This window comes from Bacillus sp. WMMC1349 (genome assembly GCF_013155385.1).
In the GTDB taxonomy this organism is placed as follows: domain Bacteria; phylum Bacillota; class Bacilli; order Bacillales; family Bacillaceae; genus Bacillus.
On the sequence record NZ_JABJUQ010000007.1, the window covers coordinates 3,658,927 to 3,676,955 of the forward strand.

Here is an 18,029-nt window from a genome sequence, read left to right on the forward strand (position 1 = left end):
TCATAAAGGCGGCTTTGTTCATCTATTAATGTTGAAACTGCTCAGTTTCTGTTGAACCTTTCAGCGCTGTTGTTGATGAAGTTCCACCTGCAACAACTTGAGCAACTTCATCAAAATAACTTGTTCCGACTTCACGCTGGTGTCTTGTTGCTGTGTAACCATGAACTTCACTAGCAAACTCTGCTTGCTGAAGTTCAGAGTATGCCGCCATTCCTCGTGTTTTATATTGGCGGGCAAGCTCAAACATTCCGTGATTTAACGCATGGAAACCAGCTAGTGTAACAAATTGGAATTTATATCCCATTTGACTAAGTTCTTTTTGGAAATTTAAAATACTATCATCATTAAGTTTTGCTTTCCAGTTAAATGAAGGAGAGCAATTATAGGCAAGCAGTTTGCCCGGGAATTTCTCATGAATGGCTTGAGCGAAGCGACGAGCCTCATCAATGTTCGGTTCTGAAGTTTCACACCAGATGAGATCGGCGTAAGGCGCATATGCTAAACCTCTGGCAATTGCTTGATCAAGTCCGGCTTTCGTTTTGAAAAACCCTTCAGTTGTCCGTTCTCCTGTTAAGAAAGGTGCATCATATCCGTCAACATCACTTGTGATGAGGTCGGCCGCATTTGCATCTGTCCGAGCAATCAAAATGGTCGGCACTCCCATGACATCTGCAGCAAGGCGCGCAGCAATTAAATTGCGGACAGCCGTCTGTGTCGGCAAGAGGACTTTTCCGCCTAAATGCCCGCATTTTTTCTCAGATGAAAGCTGATCTTCAAAATGAACACCTGCTGCTCCCGCTTCAATCATGTTTTTCATCAGTTCAAAGACATTCAGTTGCCCACCGAAGCCTGCTTCAGCGTCAGCTACAATCGGTGCAAACCAATCGATGTCCTCTTTTCCTTCCAAATAGTGAATTTGATCTGCACGCTGGAGCGCACGATTGATTTTTTTGACGACTTCCGGCACACTGTTTGCTGGATACAGACTTTGATCAGGGTACATGCTTCCTGATAAATTCGCATCTGCCGCCACTTGCCAGCCGCTTAAATAGATGGCTTTTAATCCGGCTTTCACTTGTTGCATCGCTTGATTGCCGGTTAAAGCACCAAGGGCAGGAATGAAAGCTTCCGTATGAAGAAGCTTCCACAGTTTTTCGGAACCGCGTCTTGCCAGTGTATATTCAATTTCAAGTGATCCCCTTAAACGAACGACATCTTCAGCCTGATATGGTCTTGTGATTCCCTTCCATCTCTCATCCTGCTTCCAGTTTTCCTCTATTTGACTCACCATTTCTTTCCCCATATTACTCATTCCTCCCCTTTACAATTTGTCATATGCAGATATTGTTAAGAAGTCTGCAAATTGATCAGTAAACACAAGTTGTTCCAATAGCTCTCTAGCTTCTTCAAAGCGACCATTCTGAAATTGTGTTGCTCCAATTTCATTAGTGATATTCTGCATTTCTTCATCAATCATTGTCTTGATCATCTCTGCTGTTACTTCACGACCATCACCTAGAATGGCTTTAGAATGACGCACCCATTGCCACAGCTGGGCTCGGGAAATTTCCGCTGTTGCAGCATCTTCCATTAAATGATCGATCGGTGCCGCACCTCTGCCTGATAACCAAGAAGCCAAATAACGAATGCTCGCACTAATATTTGTGCGGACACCGCCTTCTGTGATCTCGCCTTTTGGCACTTCAAGCAAATCTTTTCCCTCGATTTTGACATCTTCTCTTTTTCTATGAATCTGGTTGTCAGTCGGCATATACTCATTAAAGACATCAAGAGCTGTCTGAATCATCCCCGGATGAGCAATCCATGTTCCATCATGCCCATCTTTTGCTTCACGTTCCTTATCTTCACGAATTTTCGTAAATGCTGCTTTATTGATCTCAGGGTTATTTTTGGCAGGAATTTGTGCTGCCATCCCTCCGATCGCATGAGCATTTCGTTTATGGCATGTTTGAATGGCCAAAAGTGAATAAGCTCGCATATTCGGAACCGTCATGGTAACAGCTGAACGATCAGGGAGGATCACTTCATCCCGATTGCGGAATTTCTTAATGAAACTAAAAATATAATCCCAGCGTCCGCAATTCAGACCTGCCGAATGTTCCTTCAGTTCATACAAAATTTCATCCATCTCAAAAGCCGCCAAAATCGTTTCGATGAGGACTGTAGCTCTAATCGTCCCTTGAGGAATACGCAAATCGTTTTGACTATAGACAAACACATCATTCCAAAGCCTTGCCTCAAGGTGATTTTCCAATTTAGGCAAATAGAAATAAGGACCGCTTCCTTTTTCAATCAGTGCTTTAGCATTATGGAAAAAATAAAGGCCAAAATCGAATAAACTTGCTGAAACAGATTTCCCATCTACTAGGACATGCTTTTCCTCAAGGTGCCATCCTCTCGGTCTGACCTTAAGGACAGCCGGATTGTCATTGAGATGATACCGCTTACCATTTTCATTTGTAAAAGAAATCGTCCCACGAATGGCATCCCGTAAATTGATTTGGCCTTCGAGACAATTTTCCCAAGTCGGTGAATTCGCATCTTCAAAATCCGCCATAAATACCTTAGCCCCAGAGTTCAAAGCATTGATGACCATTTTTCGGTCAACAGGACCCGTGATCTCAACCCGGCGATCTCGCAAATCCGCCGGAATCTTTGCCACTGTCCAATCTCCTTCACGAATATGCTTTGTCTCCGCCAAAAAATCCGGATTCTTGCCTTTATCAATCTCGGTTTGAACTGTTTTTCGCAAGTTTAATAGTTCTCTTCTTCTCTCACCAAAATGATGTTCAAGCCGTCCAATAAATTGAAGCGCTTCATCTGTTAAGATTTCTTCATATTCCGGCTTCAATGCTCCCGTGATTTCTATCTGCTTCTCCTCTGTTTTCATCTCACCTTTACCCCTTTTCACGTTTGTTATCTAACAGTTATCGCTTACTCACCTTTTTTAGCAAGACAGCGTTCACATTCCATGAAATAAGATTCAGCCTGCTCCTCAACAGGTTCACCGCATTCAGGACACGTTTTTTTAGGAAGCGTTCTGAAGAATTCCATTGGGCTTTTCATGCTCATCTTGTTCCACTCCTTTTTATACAACAGTTTGTTATTGTTTTCTTCTGTTGTAGTACAGTATATAACGCAACTTTCAAAATGTACACCCTTTTTTTCAAAATTATTGATTTTTTTCCATGGAAGTAAGCGGTGATTGAAGGTGAAGGGTTGAAGGTGAAGGGTTGGAGGGGTGGGCAAAAATGGGTTTATAGAAAAGTGAAAAGGTGCTGTCCAATAATAAGTCCAAAAAATAAATACTGTTTCATTTTTCTCTAATAGTAGCTGGCGGATGTCTGCTTCTTTCAATATATTTGTGGGCTAATGCCACAATCCAAACTCAACATGTTACTTTGTTAAGGCTTTGTAAAGAAAGTCTGCGGAACGCCCGATTGCTCTTGATGTGACCGAACGCGCTTCCCATTTCGATTTCGCTGTACATTGATGACGGCTTTTTCTTAACATTCGAAGGTCTCTTTGCCCTAAACAATCAGCACGTTGCAAAAGTAATCAGAAATATTCTCAGAAACAAGCCTCCCAGCACAAACATCGCTTCCTCAAAAGAAGATTGATAGCTTTTTTGCATCAAAGTCTGAATCACAAACTCAAAATCAACGATTTCATCGGTCTCTTTTTTCACTCATGTATCCTCATAGGGTTCTTCCTTGCTGGTCATTATGCTAGATGTTTCATTCATTTGATCCCCTTACTAATATCCCACCTATAGATTCCCGAATCTGAAATGGCATATATGGCATTCATTGTTAGTCTTAATTGCTGTATCGAAAGCTCTTGCCCCTCTGAATCACAGCATTTCACCTCTTGCTTCGGCAGACTGATATCAGCTGGAATGAGGGACAGTGAATGTTCAGCTTTGCATATCCAAAACCCGTCTTCTGAGACCGCAAGCTGATCATACACCCCTGAATATTCTTTATCAGAAATAATCCACACTCGTTTCACGTCCGCCTCATCAACCGCAGCAATGACTGTATCAGAGTAATAAAGCATGTAAATCAGTCCATTTTTTCGGCAAGTGCATAGCAGTCATCTACAGCGGGTGCATATATTTCTGAAAGCTGTTGATCAATATGAGTTTCCTTTAGTTGCCCGTCTAAAGTGAAGCACAGTACACTGTGTCCACTGGGGTTTTCATCACCATAAATACCTTCATCACTTAAACCGACCCAAAGGTTTTGTTTCTCATCCAAAAGGTTGCATGAAGCCCCTGAAGGCAGGGAAAATGCACATTCTTCTTTTCCGTCTGCTGAAAACACCTTTACTTTATACTCATACATTTTGGAGTAAATAAACACATACCGACGGTCATCCGAACTTTGCTGAAATAGTATAATATCCTCACACGGAAGAAACGCTCAACGAGTAAGGCTGCCCGTAAAGTGAGGACTGCTGTATGTGGCAACAGAAGCGAAAGCCTCTCATTATGCTTTTTCAATAATAGTTTTGCAATTCTTCTTCAATATCTTCAATAACTCGAGATATTGGCTTTGAAACTGAATCTTTATTATTAAAAAATATAGATATACCGACTCCATCTTCGAGCATCCCAGGAAGCCAGTTATCAACAAAATCCTCCAAGCTAATTGATTCTGCGCTTGTTTCCTTCCATTTTTCAATCGCACAATAATTTGCATGTTCTTTAGTTGGCCAAAAATGCAATTGAAGTGTACCATTCTCGTCTTCAGATGTAACCCAGCCTTTCTCATTACTTAACGACCAAACTTCTTCATAATCAGCAATTTTTTTTATAAAATACCTATACCTTTTATACGGATCTAACTTTAATGTCATTTCAAGTTCTTTTTCATTCATTTTTCATCCCCCCTTAACGCTTTCTATATTTCCATCTAGCACTTATTTTTTCTTTCTTTTCCATATCTATCATGAAAATGCTGCAAACTATGTTTCTTATTATCTGTAAATCTGAATGCTTGTAGCTGAAGCTGCCAGGATCGGGTTCAAAGGACAGGAAGAGACTGTTTTCTGGTTCATAGTAGCGGGCGATCAGGTAGTACAAGCCTGTTTCTTCATCATAGCGATATCCGGCATAGCGGTACGGGTTGCCTTTTACTTCAGCACTTTAAAAAAGCTTGTATCGTTCAAAGATACAAGCTTAATATTTTGCTATTTGAAATTCACCAAGTCAAGTTTCATACTTAATGATATCTTCCATAGAAGTTCCATTAAAATACTTAATTAGAATTGTCTCTATACTTAAGTGACCGTATATCCCTATCGGATTATATATGCCCTTACCTGTTTTCTGATCTATTTCTGTTAACTCATCATCTCCAGCTAAAGAGCCCTCTTTCCCTTCACTAATGAAATACCTTCCATCTTCATAAGTAATAAATTTTAATTTTGAGCCAACATATTGTTTCAGCAAATCTTGAGTTATGTTATAAATAACCTTCCAATCATCCTGCAAAAAACCAGTGAAACCGGTATTTGCTACAAATAGTTTATTTTCTTCTTTTAGTAAGTCAAGTATCTTAGCTTTACTCAGCTTTTGATCCACAAAAATGTCATAATACTGAATTAGGACATCATCATCTTTATGTTTTGCCAAGTCTCCTTCCAAAACCCATGCATAGCTGTATTTATTTATCTTCTCTAATGGAATCTCAATAATAGCGCCGGGCACAATGACAGCGGCTTTGCTTTTTTTGTTGAAGCTTTTATATCTGTAATTTGCCTTTCGTTTAACTCTGGAAAAAATGAATCTCCATTTGTGTTCAGTACATTAAGCAGCGTTACGAAAAATTCATCTAAAGCAGGTTCCCTATCCAAATGCTTCTTGGACATATTATAGAATTTTTCTACTGCATCGTGAAGGATGTCCAATCCGTCATCACCGATAATAATGTTACGCTAGTTTATCTCCTTAATATTGGTAAAAATAATGATGAATAATATAACTATAATTTAATTTTATCGTGATTAGCAACCACTACTGATGAAAAGCTTAATGTCTACAATCACTTTGATTTTTTCTATATCAGATGTATTACGTATGTGGAAGCAAGACTTTATGGTTAAAACCATGTTTATCTAAAAAATTCTGAGAGTATGTATTACAATTTACTTTAACTTTTATATTATTAGACTTTCTCTAATTGTAACAACCCTTAGGAGTTGTTAGATTTGGTCCTTAGTCTTACATTTTCAAACACTTTATTTTCAAAAAAAGATAAAAAATTGAAAAAATAATTGAAATAGGAGTTTATACATGTTACGATTTAATTGTCAGTTAATTCAAATCTTTCAGATTTTACTAGGCGAAAGTGAGGTGATAATTATGAGCTTTGAGGAATATAGCATTGAAACATCAAATGGTCAATTAAATGGCGATGTTATTATTAGTGGGTGGAAATAATGATTTTAAATAGGTTTGATAGACTGACAATCATAAATCAGAAGTCATACATTTTTTGTATGGCTTCTGCATAAGGAGAAGAGTCATGAAATACTATCTGAAAAAAGGCATGTATTGGGCAAAGAAGGACCATGAGATATTTGTTTATTATACTAATAACTATCTACGGAAAGGGATTCGATCTTCTGATAATGACAAGTTGTTTAATCTTTTGAAAATATTGTCAAACCCAAAAACATATGAAGAACTTACTCGCCTTTCACCATTTAATACACAAAAAGATTTAGATGATACTTTGTCTTACCTATCCTCTAAAGGTTATATTTCCACAAAAGAAATAGAATTTGATCAAATTGAAAACAGAATTCGCAGTTTTGTAGATTGTATTCCTCATGTTTCTTATAATGACTATCGGGCAAAGATGACAGAAAAGCATGTGTGTATAATTGGAACGGGAACGGTCGGTAGCTATTTACCTGAGACTTTAATAAAACTAGGGGTAAATAGATTTACTTTAATTGATCCAGATATCGTGGAAGAAGGGAATTTATTCGCTCAAAATTATACATGTTCAGATATAGGCAAGTATAAAGTCAATGTCCTAAAAGACAGATATGAGAAGCATTTTAATACTTGTGAAATGACTTCTATCGTTCATTCCTTAACAGACTACAAAGACCTTAGAGAATTAGTTGATCTTAAAGAAATCGATTATCTAGTTTTAGGAGCAGACAGTGCAACACTAATCATTGATATTTTAGAAAAAATATTCTTGGACTTTCCTCACATTAAAATCTTGATTAGTGGTTATGCAGTATTTCAACAGCATTGTTGTTTAATTGATAAAGAAACATATCTTTCACTTTTAAATAGTAGTAAAAAAATCCTTAGTACTCTAAATGACCTTGATGAAGTTATTGTTGAAAATACCGGTACTATTTTTGACTCATTATTTTCTGCCATGTCTATGGCAAAATTAATATTTGACAATCTATTAGGAATGAATCAATCAGATCTTGCCAGAGCTGACTTTTTTAAAAATGACTATTTTATAGGAGATAGCACAGAGTACAAGATTTATGAACAAAATAAAAAACTCCAACAATTAGGTGAATCATAAATGATAGGTTTATTTAAAAAAAGAAACTTTTTTTTGTTATTCAGTGGAAGGCTGATTACAAATTTAGGAGACAGTATTTATGGTGTAGCAGCGATGTGGTTAGTTTTTCATCTAACAGGAAGTTCCTTTTATACTGGATTAGCCGGAACTTTAATTATGTTGCCAGGAATTTTTGAGTTTTTAGCTGGACCTCTTGTAGATAGACTGCATTTAAAATCAATCCTGGTGTCCACCCAATTGATACAAGCGGTTGCTATTGCTATCATTCCGGTGTCTTACTTTCTCGGTTTTTTAAATGTTTGGCTAGTTATTGCCGTTATGCTGATCGCGACCATTACTGAACAAATCGTTTATCCAGCACAGCAAGCAGCTTTACCGAAACTATTAAAAAAAGACGAACTTGTTGCTGGCAACTCTTTCATGACGTTTGCTTATCAAGGTACAGATATTGTTTTAGTCGGATTATCTGGACTCTTAATTGTAAACATAGGAGTCATCAATATCTATCTTATCGATGTTTTAACATTTGTTCTAGCTTCACTAATCTTTGGTCTAATAAAACTTCCTCACGCTCATTCAAATCTTTCTTCATTGGCAGAAAGAGAGAAATCCTATTTAAGGGAATTAAAAGAAGGAACGGATTTCATTGTAAACTCAATTATTCTTAAAATGTTGATTCCACTATCTATTATTAATTTTATATTTGGTATGATCACAGCGATTATGCCAGAGTTTTCAAGTCGGATCGGTGGAGAAGCTTTTTACGGTTACTTTCTTTGTTTTATGTCAGTTTCTTTATTATTGGGCGCACTTTTAGCTCAATTTTTCAGTAAATTCCCTTTAGGATATACGACGATTATATGTTTTATGTTGTCTGCTTTCTTTTGGTTTAACTCATACTTATCAAGCAGTCCGCTGGTTACTTTAATAAGTTTTGGAATTGCTTTTATACCGATTGGGATTCATAATGTGACTTTAAATACAATCATTCAAACCTTAGTGAGTGAGGAAATGACCGGCAGAGTATTTGCTATAGTAGGTTCTTTGTCCGCATTGTTTTTACCAATTGGTTCTCTATTAGGCGGTTATTTATCAACTTTTATCGATATTAGATATATTTATGGATTAGGGAGCTTGGCTATTCTTTTTATTTCCATTTACTGGTTTGTAACTCCGAAGTTAAGAACATTGCCAGCTCCCGCTCATGTTACTGAAGAACCCCCTGCAAAAGAGCATCATTTTAACTAAGTTTTAGCTCAGAGAATGAACTGCCTCTTCATGTCTAGCAGAAAACAACTTAATTTCAGATGCATCTAGATCCTCATCATATAAACACACTTTCTGAATTTGCCGATTTTGATAAAGATGATAGTAATAGCTGCACGTTTCATTGCACATCGCCGCTGTATATTGTGTATAATCATCTTCACCTTGGTCAGTGATCACAATGCCTTTTGGTATATTCATATTTGCGAGAATATGAAAAGCAGCCGATACTCCGTTTCGTTCACCGGAAACCGGTTTGATATGTTCCTTTAAATAGGTAGTCCTGACAAAACGGGAGGGTGGTGTAAAATCTCCTGGCAGCCCAGCGGACCCTGAACCTTGGCCAAATGCTGACAACTTCAGTTCCCCCAAGGTTTTCGTATGATGCTGTTCTGGACGAAGACCTATATAATTTCTTAAGTTGGTCAAATGCCATGGAAACTCTGGACTATTGGTCAACACACCAACAGGATTATCATAAATTTGAATGCCGGCTGCTGTTGGCTCAATCACTATGCTCTGACCTGTACGATCTGACAATATCCAATGTAAAGGTGTTAATGTTTTAAGCAGTTCGACCTCTTTCTCAACAATGCTAATAGAATCAACTGCTTTTTTTACATCCTTGATATCACAACACATTGACAGTGCCCATGTGACAAACTCGTGTGGAGCGATATGATCATGATGCTCCTTCAATGTTTTTTCATAGACAGCATAACCCGGGAAATAAAGTGCAGCACAAGCCAACCCTTTTTCATTCACACCATCTGCAAACAAAGTATTTTGAAGCTTTCTTCCCATGCCAATAAAGGCATAGGAAGATTCATGTACTTTGCCATCTACCTCACTCTCCCATTGATAATGCCTTGGTTGCAAAAGGACTTGCCCATTAAGCTGAAAAGAAAAGTCCATCGTTCTTGCCAAAAGATGTTCCTCACTAGCAGTTGTCAATGTCATACTTGTACACATTGCGCTTCATCCCTTTTCGCATAATATTAATATTTCACTTAGTTAACTAATCGGTTTTTATTTTAGCAAAAATGGGCTGAATAAGCCAAAAAAAAGCCTCATATAACATGAGGCCATTTTAAAAGGAGTTATTTTTTACTTCCCCAAACTGCATCACCCTCGTGCGACAAACCGCTGAATGTCATGACTTCCCGTTCAGAACCCGAATCCCATTGTTGCAAAAATACACCATCATATCTTTTTCCGTGTATATCCAATTCCACAGTGTTACTTCCGGTTATTTTCCATCTCCCGGTTAGCGATCCGGATATTTTCCCATTTTGATTCAAAGTGATGTCAACTTGTTTTTTAATCTGGGCTGAAATGTCTTTCCCATGTTGAATTAGTTTATACTCACCAACCACATTTTGCTTGTTCACTTTTTTCAGCGACTCTCCCGCATAGCGGTGAGGTGCGACGACAGGCCAGCCTTTTTTGTTCATCATCATCTGATGTACACGGACTTGATGTTCCTCACCTCTTCCCGGAAAGCGAGTATGGAAAATTAAATAGGACTTCCCGCTTTTCTCATCATAATAAGCAGAGTTATGACCTGGGGAGACATAACCATAATCAGTACCATTCTTGTTTTTAAATGAGAAATTCCCCATCAGCTTGACGCCGTAAGGTTCAATGGAGCGGTCATCAAAAACGGTGCCTGGTTTACCATGGACATTCACCATTTCATGACCTTTCGCATCATAATATGGCCCATCAGGGTTTTTAGAGCGAACGACACGGATGTTGTAGCCACCGACAGCATCAAGACCGCCAAATGACATGAACATGTAATAATAATGAGTTTTTGGATGATAAAGAATGTATGCGCCTTCAATGCGACTGTGGTTACCACCAATCAGTTTTTTTCCATATCCCTGATTCGGCAGCGGAAAACCTGTTTTCGGATCCATCTTTAAAATAAATATTCCTCCTGAATAAGATCCATACACCATCCACAGTTTTCCCTTCTTATCATAGAATGTGTGCGGATCAACGGCATTCGGATGTTTTGTTGCATCATACTTCGTCCCGTCTTGGCTAAGCCCGTCCATTCCTGATTTTAAAAAGATCCCTTTATTTCGATACGGCCCTTCGACGTTGTCTGAGACAGCAATACCGAGGGCTGATTTTGGAGAATCCCCGCGGCAAGCGTTGTAATACATATAAAACTTACCGTCTTCTAGCTGTCTGACATCTGCAGCCCATAGTGTCTTCGTTTCCGCCCATGTAAAAGTTTCTTTTAATTCATGATATACATTCCGAATGAGAGGGTTGTTCTGATTAACACTAGATGAAATTTGTTTCCACTTCATCAAATCAGTTGATTTTGCTGACGCCAAATGAGAGCCAAACACATAGTAAGTATGATTTACTTTAATCACTGATGGATCATGAACACTTACTTCGTGAAAGTCAGGTTTTTGGATTTGTGCAAATACTGAGCTGGGCAATAAACAAATCGTGAAAATGACAAATAATTTTAGTAGGTGCTTTTTCATATTAAATTGTTCTCCTCTCGCAAATAAAACGCTTTCATTTTTTATTTCTAACAAAACTTTTTAACACCGCAATTCATTGAGTAAGCGTCAGCTATCCTCCTTTTTGAAAATTTTTAGAAAATACAAAGTGATTATACTGTAGTGAAGATCCTTTTTAAAAGAGGCTGAGGTCATAACGATTTTATGAATCAATGGAACTTGATCATATAAAGTAGAAATAAATGAAGAAACCTTCGCAGATCATCTCTTTGTGAAGTCGGTCACTACTGACTGCCCATTATTTTATATCATCATGACACCATTCAAATTCAAAAAAGCGGCACACACCCGAGCGAGTGTGTGCCGCTAGTCGCTTACTCCGTAATGACTGTATGCACAAGCTGTGGCGCCTCTGCTTTTTCAGTCACTCGGATATTGTCATAAACCTTTGTGATGACCTCGTCAACATGTTCGCGGTTGGTATAAAGTGTGACGAGTGGTTCACCTTTTTCAACCGCATCGCCAACTTTTTTGCGAAGCATGATGCCGACAGCGAGGTCGATCTCATCTTCTTTTGTCGCACGGCCTGCACCTAATAGCATAGCAGCGACACCGATTTGGTCGGCAACGATTTCACCTATGACACCAGCTTCTTTCGCTGGAACATCGATTTTGTATGTTGCCTGTGGTAATTTTGTTGGGTCATCAACAATTGAACTGTCGCCGCCTTGGTTTTGCAAAAAGTCTTTGAATTTTTGCAGTGCTTTACCATTTTTCATCACTTCAAGTAATTTTTCCCGTGCCTCATCAAGCGTGGCTGCTTTTTTTGCGAGGACAACCATTTGACTGCCTAATGTTAAGACGAGTTCATGTAAGTCTGCCGGTCCCTCTCCTTTTAACGTGTCGATCGCCTCTTTCACTTCTAGAGCATTTCCAATGGCATACCCCAATGGTTGAGACATATCTGAGATGACAGCCATTGTTTGACGACCAACATTATTGCCGATACGAACCATTGCTTTCGCAAGATTGACCGCATCTTCATCTGTTTTCATGAAAGCACCAGCACCCGTTTTTACATCAAGAACGATGGCGTCCGCGCCAGCGGCAATCTTTTTACTCATAATTGAACTTGCGATCAGCGGAATTGAATTGACCGTTCCTGTTACATCGCGAAGTGCGTACAATTTTTTATCAGCCGGTGTCAAATTACCGCTTTGACCGATAACGGCCACTTTGTCACGGTTTACAATGTCAACGAATTCGGATTTAGAAAGTTCCACGTGAAACCCTTCGATCGCTTCCAGTTTATCAATCGTTCCTCCTGTATGTCCGAGTCCCCGCCCTGACATTTTGGCAACTGGTACATCGAGCGCTGCGACAAGTGGTGCCAGTACAAGTGTTGTTGTGTCGCCAACACCTCCTGTTGAATGTTTGTCCACTTTGATGCCTTCAATGGCAGATAGGTCAATTGTTTCTCCAGAATTCACCATTGCCATCGTTAAGTCTGCACGTTCTCTGTCTGTCATGTCTTGAAAATAAATTGCCATTGCCAAGGCACTTGCTTGGTAATCAGGAATGCTTCCTTCTGTATAGCCTTTGATGAAAAATTGAATCTCTTCAGTCGTCAATTCTTTTCCATTTTGTTTTTTTACAATGATATCAACCATTCTCATTTTGTCATCACCTATCCTTTTTTAGTTTAATAAATCAGGCCAACAACTGTCGCAGTCAAAAAGCTGACTAATGTTGCACCGTATAATAATTTTAGTCCAAAACGAGCCACGACATTTCCTTGCTTCTCATTAAGACCTTTGACAGCACCAGCAATAATACCGATCGATGAAAAATTTGCAAAAGAAACAAGAAAGACTGAGACAATCGCTTCTGTGCGACCGCTGAAACCGAAACTGCCTTGGGCAAGCGTGTTCATCGCAACAAATTCATTTGATACCATTTTAGTCGCCATAATACTTCCTGCATTCACTGCTTCATGCCAAGGGATACCCATTAACACAGCAAACGGTGCAAATATATAACCTAATAGTTCTTGGAAAGAAATTCCCAACGCTGCACTAAAAATACCGTTAATCATGGCAATAATTGCAACAAACCCGATAAGCATTGCGGCAACAACAACCGCTACTTTAAACCCATCCATAATGTATTCGCCTAGCATTTCAAAGAACGATTGTTTTTCACCTTCCTGCACTTCCACCATATCATGTTCTTTGTCTACTTCATAAGGATTGATAATTGAAGCAATAATAAATCCACCGAATAAGTTTAAGACAATTGCTGTGACGACATACTCTGGTTTAAGCATTGTCATGTAGGCTCCAACAATTGACATCGAGACGGTTGACATAGCTGACGCGCATAGAGTGTAAAGTCTTTGTTTAGGAAGTAAACCTAATTGTTTTTTTAACGAAATGAATACTTCGGACTGCCCTAAAATAGCTGAGGCAACCGCATTGTATGATTCCAGTTTTCCCATTCCATTTACTTTACTAAGTACGATACCAATATACTTTATGATAAGAGGCAGTATCTTCCAATACTGAAGTATGCCAATTAGGGCTGAAATAAACACGATTGGCAGAAGAACACTAATAAAGAATGTGGACTCTTTCACATTCACCAACCCGCCAAAAACGAAGTTAACACCTTCTCCCGCATATTGCAGTAAATAGCCAAAACCTTGAGCAAACCCTTTAATAAGATAATTCCCGACTTCTGTATTCAATAAGATATAACCAAGGATAAATTGTAGAACAATCATTACGATAACCGGACGATATTTTACTCTCTTTTTTCCGCTACTTACGATCCATGCAAGCCCTAAAACTACAACCAAACCAATGAGCCCAATGAGATACTTCATATTTTTGTCCCCCTGGAAATGATGTATTCGCTTTCATTTTTTCATTCCAATAGGGAAGCTTAAACTTCCCTGATTAATATTGATCATCTGTTTTATTGTTTGTTCCACTTACAATAGAGACTCCTGCGCTTGCACCAATTCGGCTTGCCCCTGCTGAAATCATTTGTTCAACATCTGCTTTTGTTCGAATGCCTCCAGAAGCCTTTACACCAATCTCAGGACCGACTGTTTTTCTCATCAATGCGATGTCTTCAACGGTTGCACCACCTGTTGAGAACCCTGTTGATGTTTTGACAAAGTCCGCTCCTGCTGCTACAGCCAATCGGCATGCACGCTCTTTTTCTTCATCAGTCAACAAACATGTTTCAATAATGACTTTCACAAGTGCCTTTCCTGCGGCAGCCTCCACAACACTGCGAATATCCGCTTCAACGAAGTCATTATCACCATCTTTTAATGCGGCAATATTGATGACCATGTCTACCTCTGTTGCACCTTTTTCAATGGCATCTTTTGTCTCAAATGCTTTTGTCTCAGATGTATTGGCACCAAGCGGGAAACCAATCACTGTACAAACATCAACATTTGTCCCTGCCAATTCTTTGGCGGCAAATTCCACCCAAGTTGGATTTACACAGACTGAAGCAAATTGATAAGTTTTTGCTTCTTCTATTAACTTCTGAATGTCTAGCTTTTGTGTATGCGGTTTCAGTGCTGTATGATCAATTTTGTTCGCAATCGTCATATCCAAAAGCACTTCCTTTCTTTATTATAGTTTCAGCATAACTGATTACTGAACAAATGTAAATTGTTATATGAAAATTTGTTCAGAGGAAAGTAAAGTAAAACCCAGGTCGGTTTCCTGGACGTTTTTAATCGTTTAATAGTTCTTTTGCTGTATGTTGATCAATAATGAGTATATTGGCATATTTCCCTTTCAATGCACCATTGATAGCAGCTTTTTTGCGAACCCCACCGGCAATCAGGATCGATCGTTCTTTCTCTCTTAAATCAGCTAGCTCAACTCCGATTGTTCGGGCATCAATGGCACGGCTGCAAATGTCACCATTTTCATCATAGAAACGCGAACAAATGTCACCAACTCCTTGTTTTTTTAAAAGTGCTATTTCTGATTTACTAAAATAACCAAGTTTAAACAATAGTGCTTCGTCGCGAACCGTTCCGACCGTAAAGAGAGCGATATTCGCTTGTTTACCCAGCTCAATAATTCGCTTAATATGCCGGTCTTGTTCGACCATCTGCTTGACTTCAGCATGATCAAATATGACAGGAAGCGGAAGATATCTCGGCATTGTTTGAAAAGCTTTGCCAAAAAGTTGAATCGTTTCCGACGAATATGTGTTGACATTTGAATGACTGATCCCTCCTTTTAGCTGGACAACTTCTACCCCTTTCACTTGTTTAGGATACATACGCTGGGCAATTTGATACATGGTCGTACCCCAGCTAACACCCACAATGTCACCATCTTTCACAGCATTGTGCATAAATTCAGCGCCATAACGGCTCAGATAATGTGTGATTGTCGTATAATCGGCAGTTGGTGAAAACACAACGTGAGCCTCAAGCAGACCGTATTTCTCTTCCAACATGGCAGCTAAGGCATCCATATCCTCAAACGGATCCATGACACGAATTTGCACATACCCTTTCTCCTTTGCAAACTGCAATAGCCTTGATACAGTCGGTCTTGATATTTCCAGTTGTTCGGCAATTTGTTGCTGACTGTAATCAGACTGATAATAAAGCCTGGCAGCTTCAATACTTAATTGCTGTTTTTCCCTGTCCATCACATACCTCCTTTACATGTTGACGTCTTCGAAATCCGTTTTAACCATATTATAATGAAATATTACCAATAGTAAACCTGTGCAAACCGTTTTAGTTTCTCTTATACCAGAAGCGATTCCCTAACAATTCCGCTTCCTCAGTCTGTCCCTGTAGCGCATAAGATCGATTTGCTATACACTTGACATAAAAAAGATAAAGAGCGCGGTGAAGCCAATGTTTAAACTATTATTAATAGAAGATGATGAATCACTATTTGAAGAAATCAAAGAACGGTTGACCGGATGGTCCTACGATGTGTATGGCATCAACGATTTTAACGAAGTCATGAAGGAATTTTCAGCAATCAAGCCTGACTGTGTCATCATAGATATTCAACTTCCCAAGTATGACGGGTTTCATTGGTGCAGGCTGATCCGTTCCCGTTCAAATGTTCCGATTCTCTTTTTATCCTCGCGCGATCAACCTGCTGATATGGTGATGTCGATGAGGTTCGGAGCTGATGATTATATCCAGAAACCGTTTCATTTTGATGTGTTGATTGCCAAAGTTCAAGCGATTTTTCGACGTACCTATGAATATAACACGGAGCCGAACATCGTCAAAACATGGTGCGGAGCAACCGTGGACATCGAACAAAACCTGATTGCCAATGAGCTGGGTTCCATTGAACTGACGAAGAATGAGATGTTTATTTTAAAGCAGTTAATTGAACAAAAAAATAAAATTGTCAGCCGCGAAGAGTTGATCAGAAGCTTGTGGAATGACGAACGTTTTGTGAGCGATAATACACTGTCAGTCAACGTAAACCGCTTGAGAAAAAAATTGGATGCCCTGAACCTCGGTCACTATATCGAGACGAAGGTCGGACAGGGTTATATCGCCAAGGAAGAAGGATCATGACAATGCTGAAAGCATTTTTGACCGAAAGACGAAGCTGGATTATCATGTTTTTTTTACAGCAGGTTTTCCTTTTGTTTATCGCTTATGTCGATTCATCCATCCCTTTTACGCCCATCCTTTATATTGTTTATTTGTCTTTTTTGATATGGATTATTTTTCTGTTTGTCCGCTTCAACAAAGAAACGAAATTTTATAAAAGTCTTGAAAAATGGGAAAACAACCTTGATGTAAAAAAAATTGATGAAGCAGAGACGCCTTTTGAATCGATGATTGAAAAAAGCATCACTGGACAGACAGAACAGTTGAAACAACAGGCAACACTGCACAGCTTAGCTTTAGAGAATGAAAAAGACGAATTGATGGCTTGGATACATGAAGTGAAAACACCGCTGACCGCTATGCATTTAATCATTGAGAGAATGGAAGATCAAACGGTGAAAAACCAGCTCGATTATGAATGGCTGCGCATTCATCTGCTGCTTGATCGGCAACTTCACCAAAAACGGATGACATTTATCGAAAATGACTTGTCACTTGAAGTACTTGAGCTCAAGCCATTAATATTTAAAGAAATAAGAGATTTGCAAACATGGTGTATTCAAAAGCGGATCGGATTCGATATACAGCTGAAGGCAGCGGCAGTTCTCAGCGATGCGAAATGGCTGGCTTTTATCATCAGACAGCTGCTGACCAATGCGGTGAAGTATAGTAAAGCATCTGATATTCTGATTCGAAGCTATGTACAAGATGAACGGGTTCACCTTGAAGTCCAAGACTTTGGACGGGGTATCGATCCTAAAGATATACCTCGCGTGTTTGACAAAGGCTTTACATCGACTAGGGAACATTATAACAAGGCGGCTACAGGAATGGGGCTATACCTGGCAAAAAAAGCGGCAAAACCGCTAGCGATGCAGATTAAGGTAAACTCCTCGCTTGGTGCCAGTACGACTTTTACATTAACCTTTCCAAAACGAAATGAATTTGAACAAGTGATTAGCGTGTGACAAAAATGTCACATGCTTTTCTTTTTTGTTCGTTTAATCGAGGGAAAGTTCCGGCTTTCCTTTCTATAATAAACATAATGACTAC

Annotated in this window: 16 protein-coding genes and 2 pseudogenes; 4 read left to right on the top strand and 14 right to left on the bottom strand. The window is 39.0% G+C overall.

Translation table 11 applies throughout. The features are described from left to right. Positions 1 to 25 precede the first annotated feature (25 nt). The 8 genes and pseudogenes from aceA to HOO54_RS24520 all read right to left on the bottom strand — a co-directional run bounded on the left by aceA (position 26) and on the right by HOO54_RS24520 (position 5,659). A complete protein-coding gene (aceA, locus tag HOO54_RS21045; protein ID WP_172298784.1) occupies positions 26 to 1,303 on the bottom strand; it encodes an isocitrate lyase in 1,278 nt (425 codons plus the stop codon). Between the two features lie 18 nt (positions 1,304 to 1,321). Beyond that, positions 1,322 to 2,911 carry a malate synthase A gene (gene aceB, locus HOO54_RS21050; RefSeq protein ID WP_172298786.1) on the bottom strand — a complete coding sequence of 530 codons (1,590 nt, stop codon included), beginning with the start codon at positions 2,909 to 2,911 and terminating at the stop codon, positions 1,322 to 1,324. 44 nt (positions 2,912 to 2,955) lie between these two features. Next, positions 2,956 to 3,093, bottom strand: coding sequence for a protein YhfH (gene yhfH, locus HOO54_RS21055; RefSeq protein WP_172298788.1), 138 nt, complete (start codon positions 3,091 to 3,093; stop codon positions 2,956 to 2,958). A gap of 466 nt (positions 3,094 to 3,559) precedes the next feature. Continuing rightward, a complete protein-coding gene (locus tag HOO54_RS21060; RefSeq protein ID WP_172298790.1) occupies positions 3,560 to 3,709 on the bottom strand; it encodes a hypothetical protein in 150 nt (49 codons plus the stop codon). Positions 3,710 to 3,762: 53 nt separating this feature from the next. Beyond that, positions 3,763 to 4,439 (bottom strand): annotated as a pseudogene (locus tag HOO54_RS24515) (DNA-binding protein); the annotation flags it as partial. An 82-nt stretch (positions 4,440 to 4,521) separates the two neighbouring features. Next, complete coding sequence (locus tag HOO54_RS21070; protein ID WP_172298792.1) at positions 4,522 to 4,902, bottom strand: DUF2750 domain-containing protein; 381 nt, start codon at positions 4,900 to 4,902, stop codon at positions 4,522 to 4,524. Between the two features lie 130 nt (positions 4,903 to 5,032). Then, positions 5,033 to 5,170 (bottom strand): annotated as a pseudogene (locus HOO54_RS25270) (RHS repeat-associated core domain-containing protein); the annotation flags it as partial. 63 nt (positions 5,171 to 5,233) lie between these two features. Beyond that, complete coding sequence (locus tag HOO54_RS24520) at positions 5,234 to 5,659, bottom strand: hypothetical protein (RefSeq protein ID WP_253907727.1); 426 nt, start codon at positions 5,657 to 5,659, stop codon at positions 5,234 to 5,236. A gap of 892 nt (positions 5,660 to 6,551) precedes the next feature. On the opposite strand from HOO54_RS24520, the gene HOO54_RS21085 reads away from it, so the two are divergent. Together HOO54_RS21085 and HOO54_RS21090 are read left to right on the top strand one after the other, a co-directional pair. Next, on the top strand, positions 6,552 to 7,586 hold the full coding sequence (locus tag HOO54_RS21085; RefSeq protein ID WP_172298794.1) for a ThiF family adenylyltransferase: 1,035 nt from the start codon (positions 6,552 to 6,554) through the stop codon (positions 7,584 to 7,586). After that, positions 7,587 to 8,834 (top strand): MFS transporter, encoded by a 1,248-nt coding sequence (locus HOO54_RS21090; RefSeq protein WP_172298796.1) that lies wholly within the window; start codon positions 7,587 to 7,589, stop codon positions 8,832 to 8,834. Between the two features lie 3 nt (positions 8,835 to 8,837). Here HOO54_RS21090 and HOO54_RS21095 read toward each other — a convergent pair whose 3' ends face one another. The 6 genes from HOO54_RS21095 to HOO54_RS21120 form a co-directional block, all read right to left on the bottom strand. Continuing rightward, entirely contained in the window at positions 8,838 to 9,824 is a 987-nt protein-coding gene (locus HOO54_RS21095) for a choloylglycine hydrolase family protein (RefSeq protein ID WP_172298798.1), read from the bottom strand. Between the two features lie 128 nt (positions 9,825 to 9,952). Then, on the bottom strand, positions 9,953 to 11,362 hold the full coding sequence (gene abnB / locus HOO54_RS21100; RefSeq protein WP_172298800.1) for an arabinan endo-1,5-alpha-L-arabinosidase AbnB: 1,410 nt from the start codon (positions 11,360 to 11,362) through the stop codon (positions 9,953 to 9,955). Between the two features lie 353 nt (positions 11,363 to 11,715). Next, on the bottom strand, positions 11,716 to 13,017 hold the full coding sequence (locus HOO54_RS21105) for a pyrimidine-nucleoside phosphorylase (protein ID WP_172298802.1): 1,302 nt from the start codon (positions 13,015 to 13,017) through the stop codon (positions 11,716 to 11,718). A 26-nt stretch (positions 13,018 to 13,043) separates the two neighbouring features. Next, a complete protein-coding gene (locus tag HOO54_RS21110) occupies positions 13,044 to 14,225 on the bottom strand; it encodes a NupC/NupG family nucleoside CNT transporter (RefSeq protein WP_172298804.1) in 1,182 nt (393 codons plus the stop codon). A 73-nt stretch (positions 14,226 to 14,298) separates the two neighbouring features. After that, the gene (gene deoC / locus HOO54_RS21115; RefSeq protein ID WP_172298806.1) at positions 14,299 to 14,970 is read right to left on the bottom strand and encodes a deoxyribose-phosphate aldolase; all 672 of its coding nucleotides are present in this window, start codon (positions 14,968 to 14,970) and stop codon (positions 14,299 to 14,301) included. A 127-nt stretch (positions 14,971 to 15,097) separates the two neighbouring features. After that, on the bottom strand, positions 15,098 to 16,036 hold the full coding sequence (locus HOO54_RS21120; RefSeq protein WP_172298808.1) for a DNA-binding transcriptional repressor DeoR: 939 nt from the start codon (positions 16,034 to 16,036) through the stop codon (positions 15,098 to 15,100). A 214-nt stretch (positions 16,037 to 16,250) separates the two neighbouring features. Here HOO54_RS21120 and HOO54_RS21125 point away from each other — a divergent pair, with 214 nt between their 5' ends. Continuing rightward, positions 16,251 to 16,937: a response regulator transcription factor gene (locus HOO54_RS21125; protein ID WP_172298810.1), complete on the top strand. Its 687-nt coding sequence runs from the start codon at positions 16,251 to 16,253 to the stop codon at positions 16,935 to 16,937. 2 nt (positions 16,938 to 16,939) lie between these two features. Then, positions 16,940 to 17,944: a sensor histidine kinase gene (locus HOO54_RS21130; protein WP_172299754.1), complete on the top strand. Its 1,005-nt coding sequence runs from the start codon at positions 16,940 to 16,942 to the stop codon at positions 17,942 to 17,944. Positions 17,945 to 18,029: the final 85 nt, after the last annotated feature.

Excerpts from the sequence above, each read along its gene's own strand:
- aceA (WP_172298784.1), bottom strand. The coding sequence starts at position 1,303 with ATGGGGAAAGAAATGGTGAGTCAAATAGAGGAAAACTGGAAGCAGGAT.
- aceB (WP_172298786.1), bottom strand. The coding sequence starts at position 2,911 with ATGAAAACAGAGGAGAAGCAGATAGAAATCACGGGAGCATTGAAGCCG.
- yhfH (WP_172298788.1), bottom strand. The coding sequence starts at position 3,093 with ATGAGCATGAAAAGCCCAATGGAATTCTTCAGAACGCTTCCTAAAAAA.
- HOO54_RS21070 (WP_172298792.1), bottom strand. The coding sequence starts at position 4,902 with ATGAATGAAAAAGAACTTGAAATGACATTAAAGTTAGATCCGTATAAA.
- HOO54_RS21085 (WP_172298794.1), top strand. The coding sequence starts at position 6,552 with ATGAAATACTATCTGAAAAAAGGCATGTATTGGGCAAAGAAGGACCAT.
- HOO54_RS21090 (WP_172298796.1), top strand. The coding sequence starts at position 7,587 with ATGATAGGTTTATTTAAAAAAAGAAACTTTTTTTTGTTATTCAGTGGA.
- HOO54_RS21095 (WP_172298798.1), bottom strand. The coding sequence starts at position 9,824 with ATGTGTACAAGTATGACATTGACAACTGCTAGTGAGGAACATCTTTTG.
- abnB (WP_172298800.1), bottom strand. The coding sequence starts at position 11,362 with ATGAAAAAGCACCTACTAAAATTATTTGTCATTTTCACGATTTGTTTA.
- HOO54_RS21105 (WP_172298802.1), bottom strand. The coding sequence starts at position 13,017 with ATGAGAATGGTTGATATCATTGTAAAAAAACAAAATGGAAAAGAATTG.
- HOO54_RS21110 (WP_172298804.1), bottom strand. The coding sequence starts at position 14,225 with ATGAAGTATCTCATTGGGCTCATTGGTTTGGTTGTAGTTTTAGGGCTT.
- deoC (WP_172298806.1), bottom strand. The coding sequence starts at position 14,970 with ATGACGATTGCGAACAAAATTGATCATACAGCACTGAAACCGCATACA.
- HOO54_RS21120 (WP_172298808.1), bottom strand. The coding sequence starts at position 16,036 with ATGGACAGGGAAAAACAGCAATTAAGTATTGAAGCTGCCAGGCTTTAT.
- HOO54_RS21125 (WP_172298810.1), top strand. The coding sequence starts at position 16,251 with ATGTTTAAACTATTATTAATAGAAGATGATGAATCACTATTTGAAGAA.
- HOO54_RS21130 (WP_172299754.1), top strand. The coding sequence starts at position 16,940 with ATGCTGAAAGCATTTTTGACCGAAAGACGAAGCTGGATTATCATGTTT.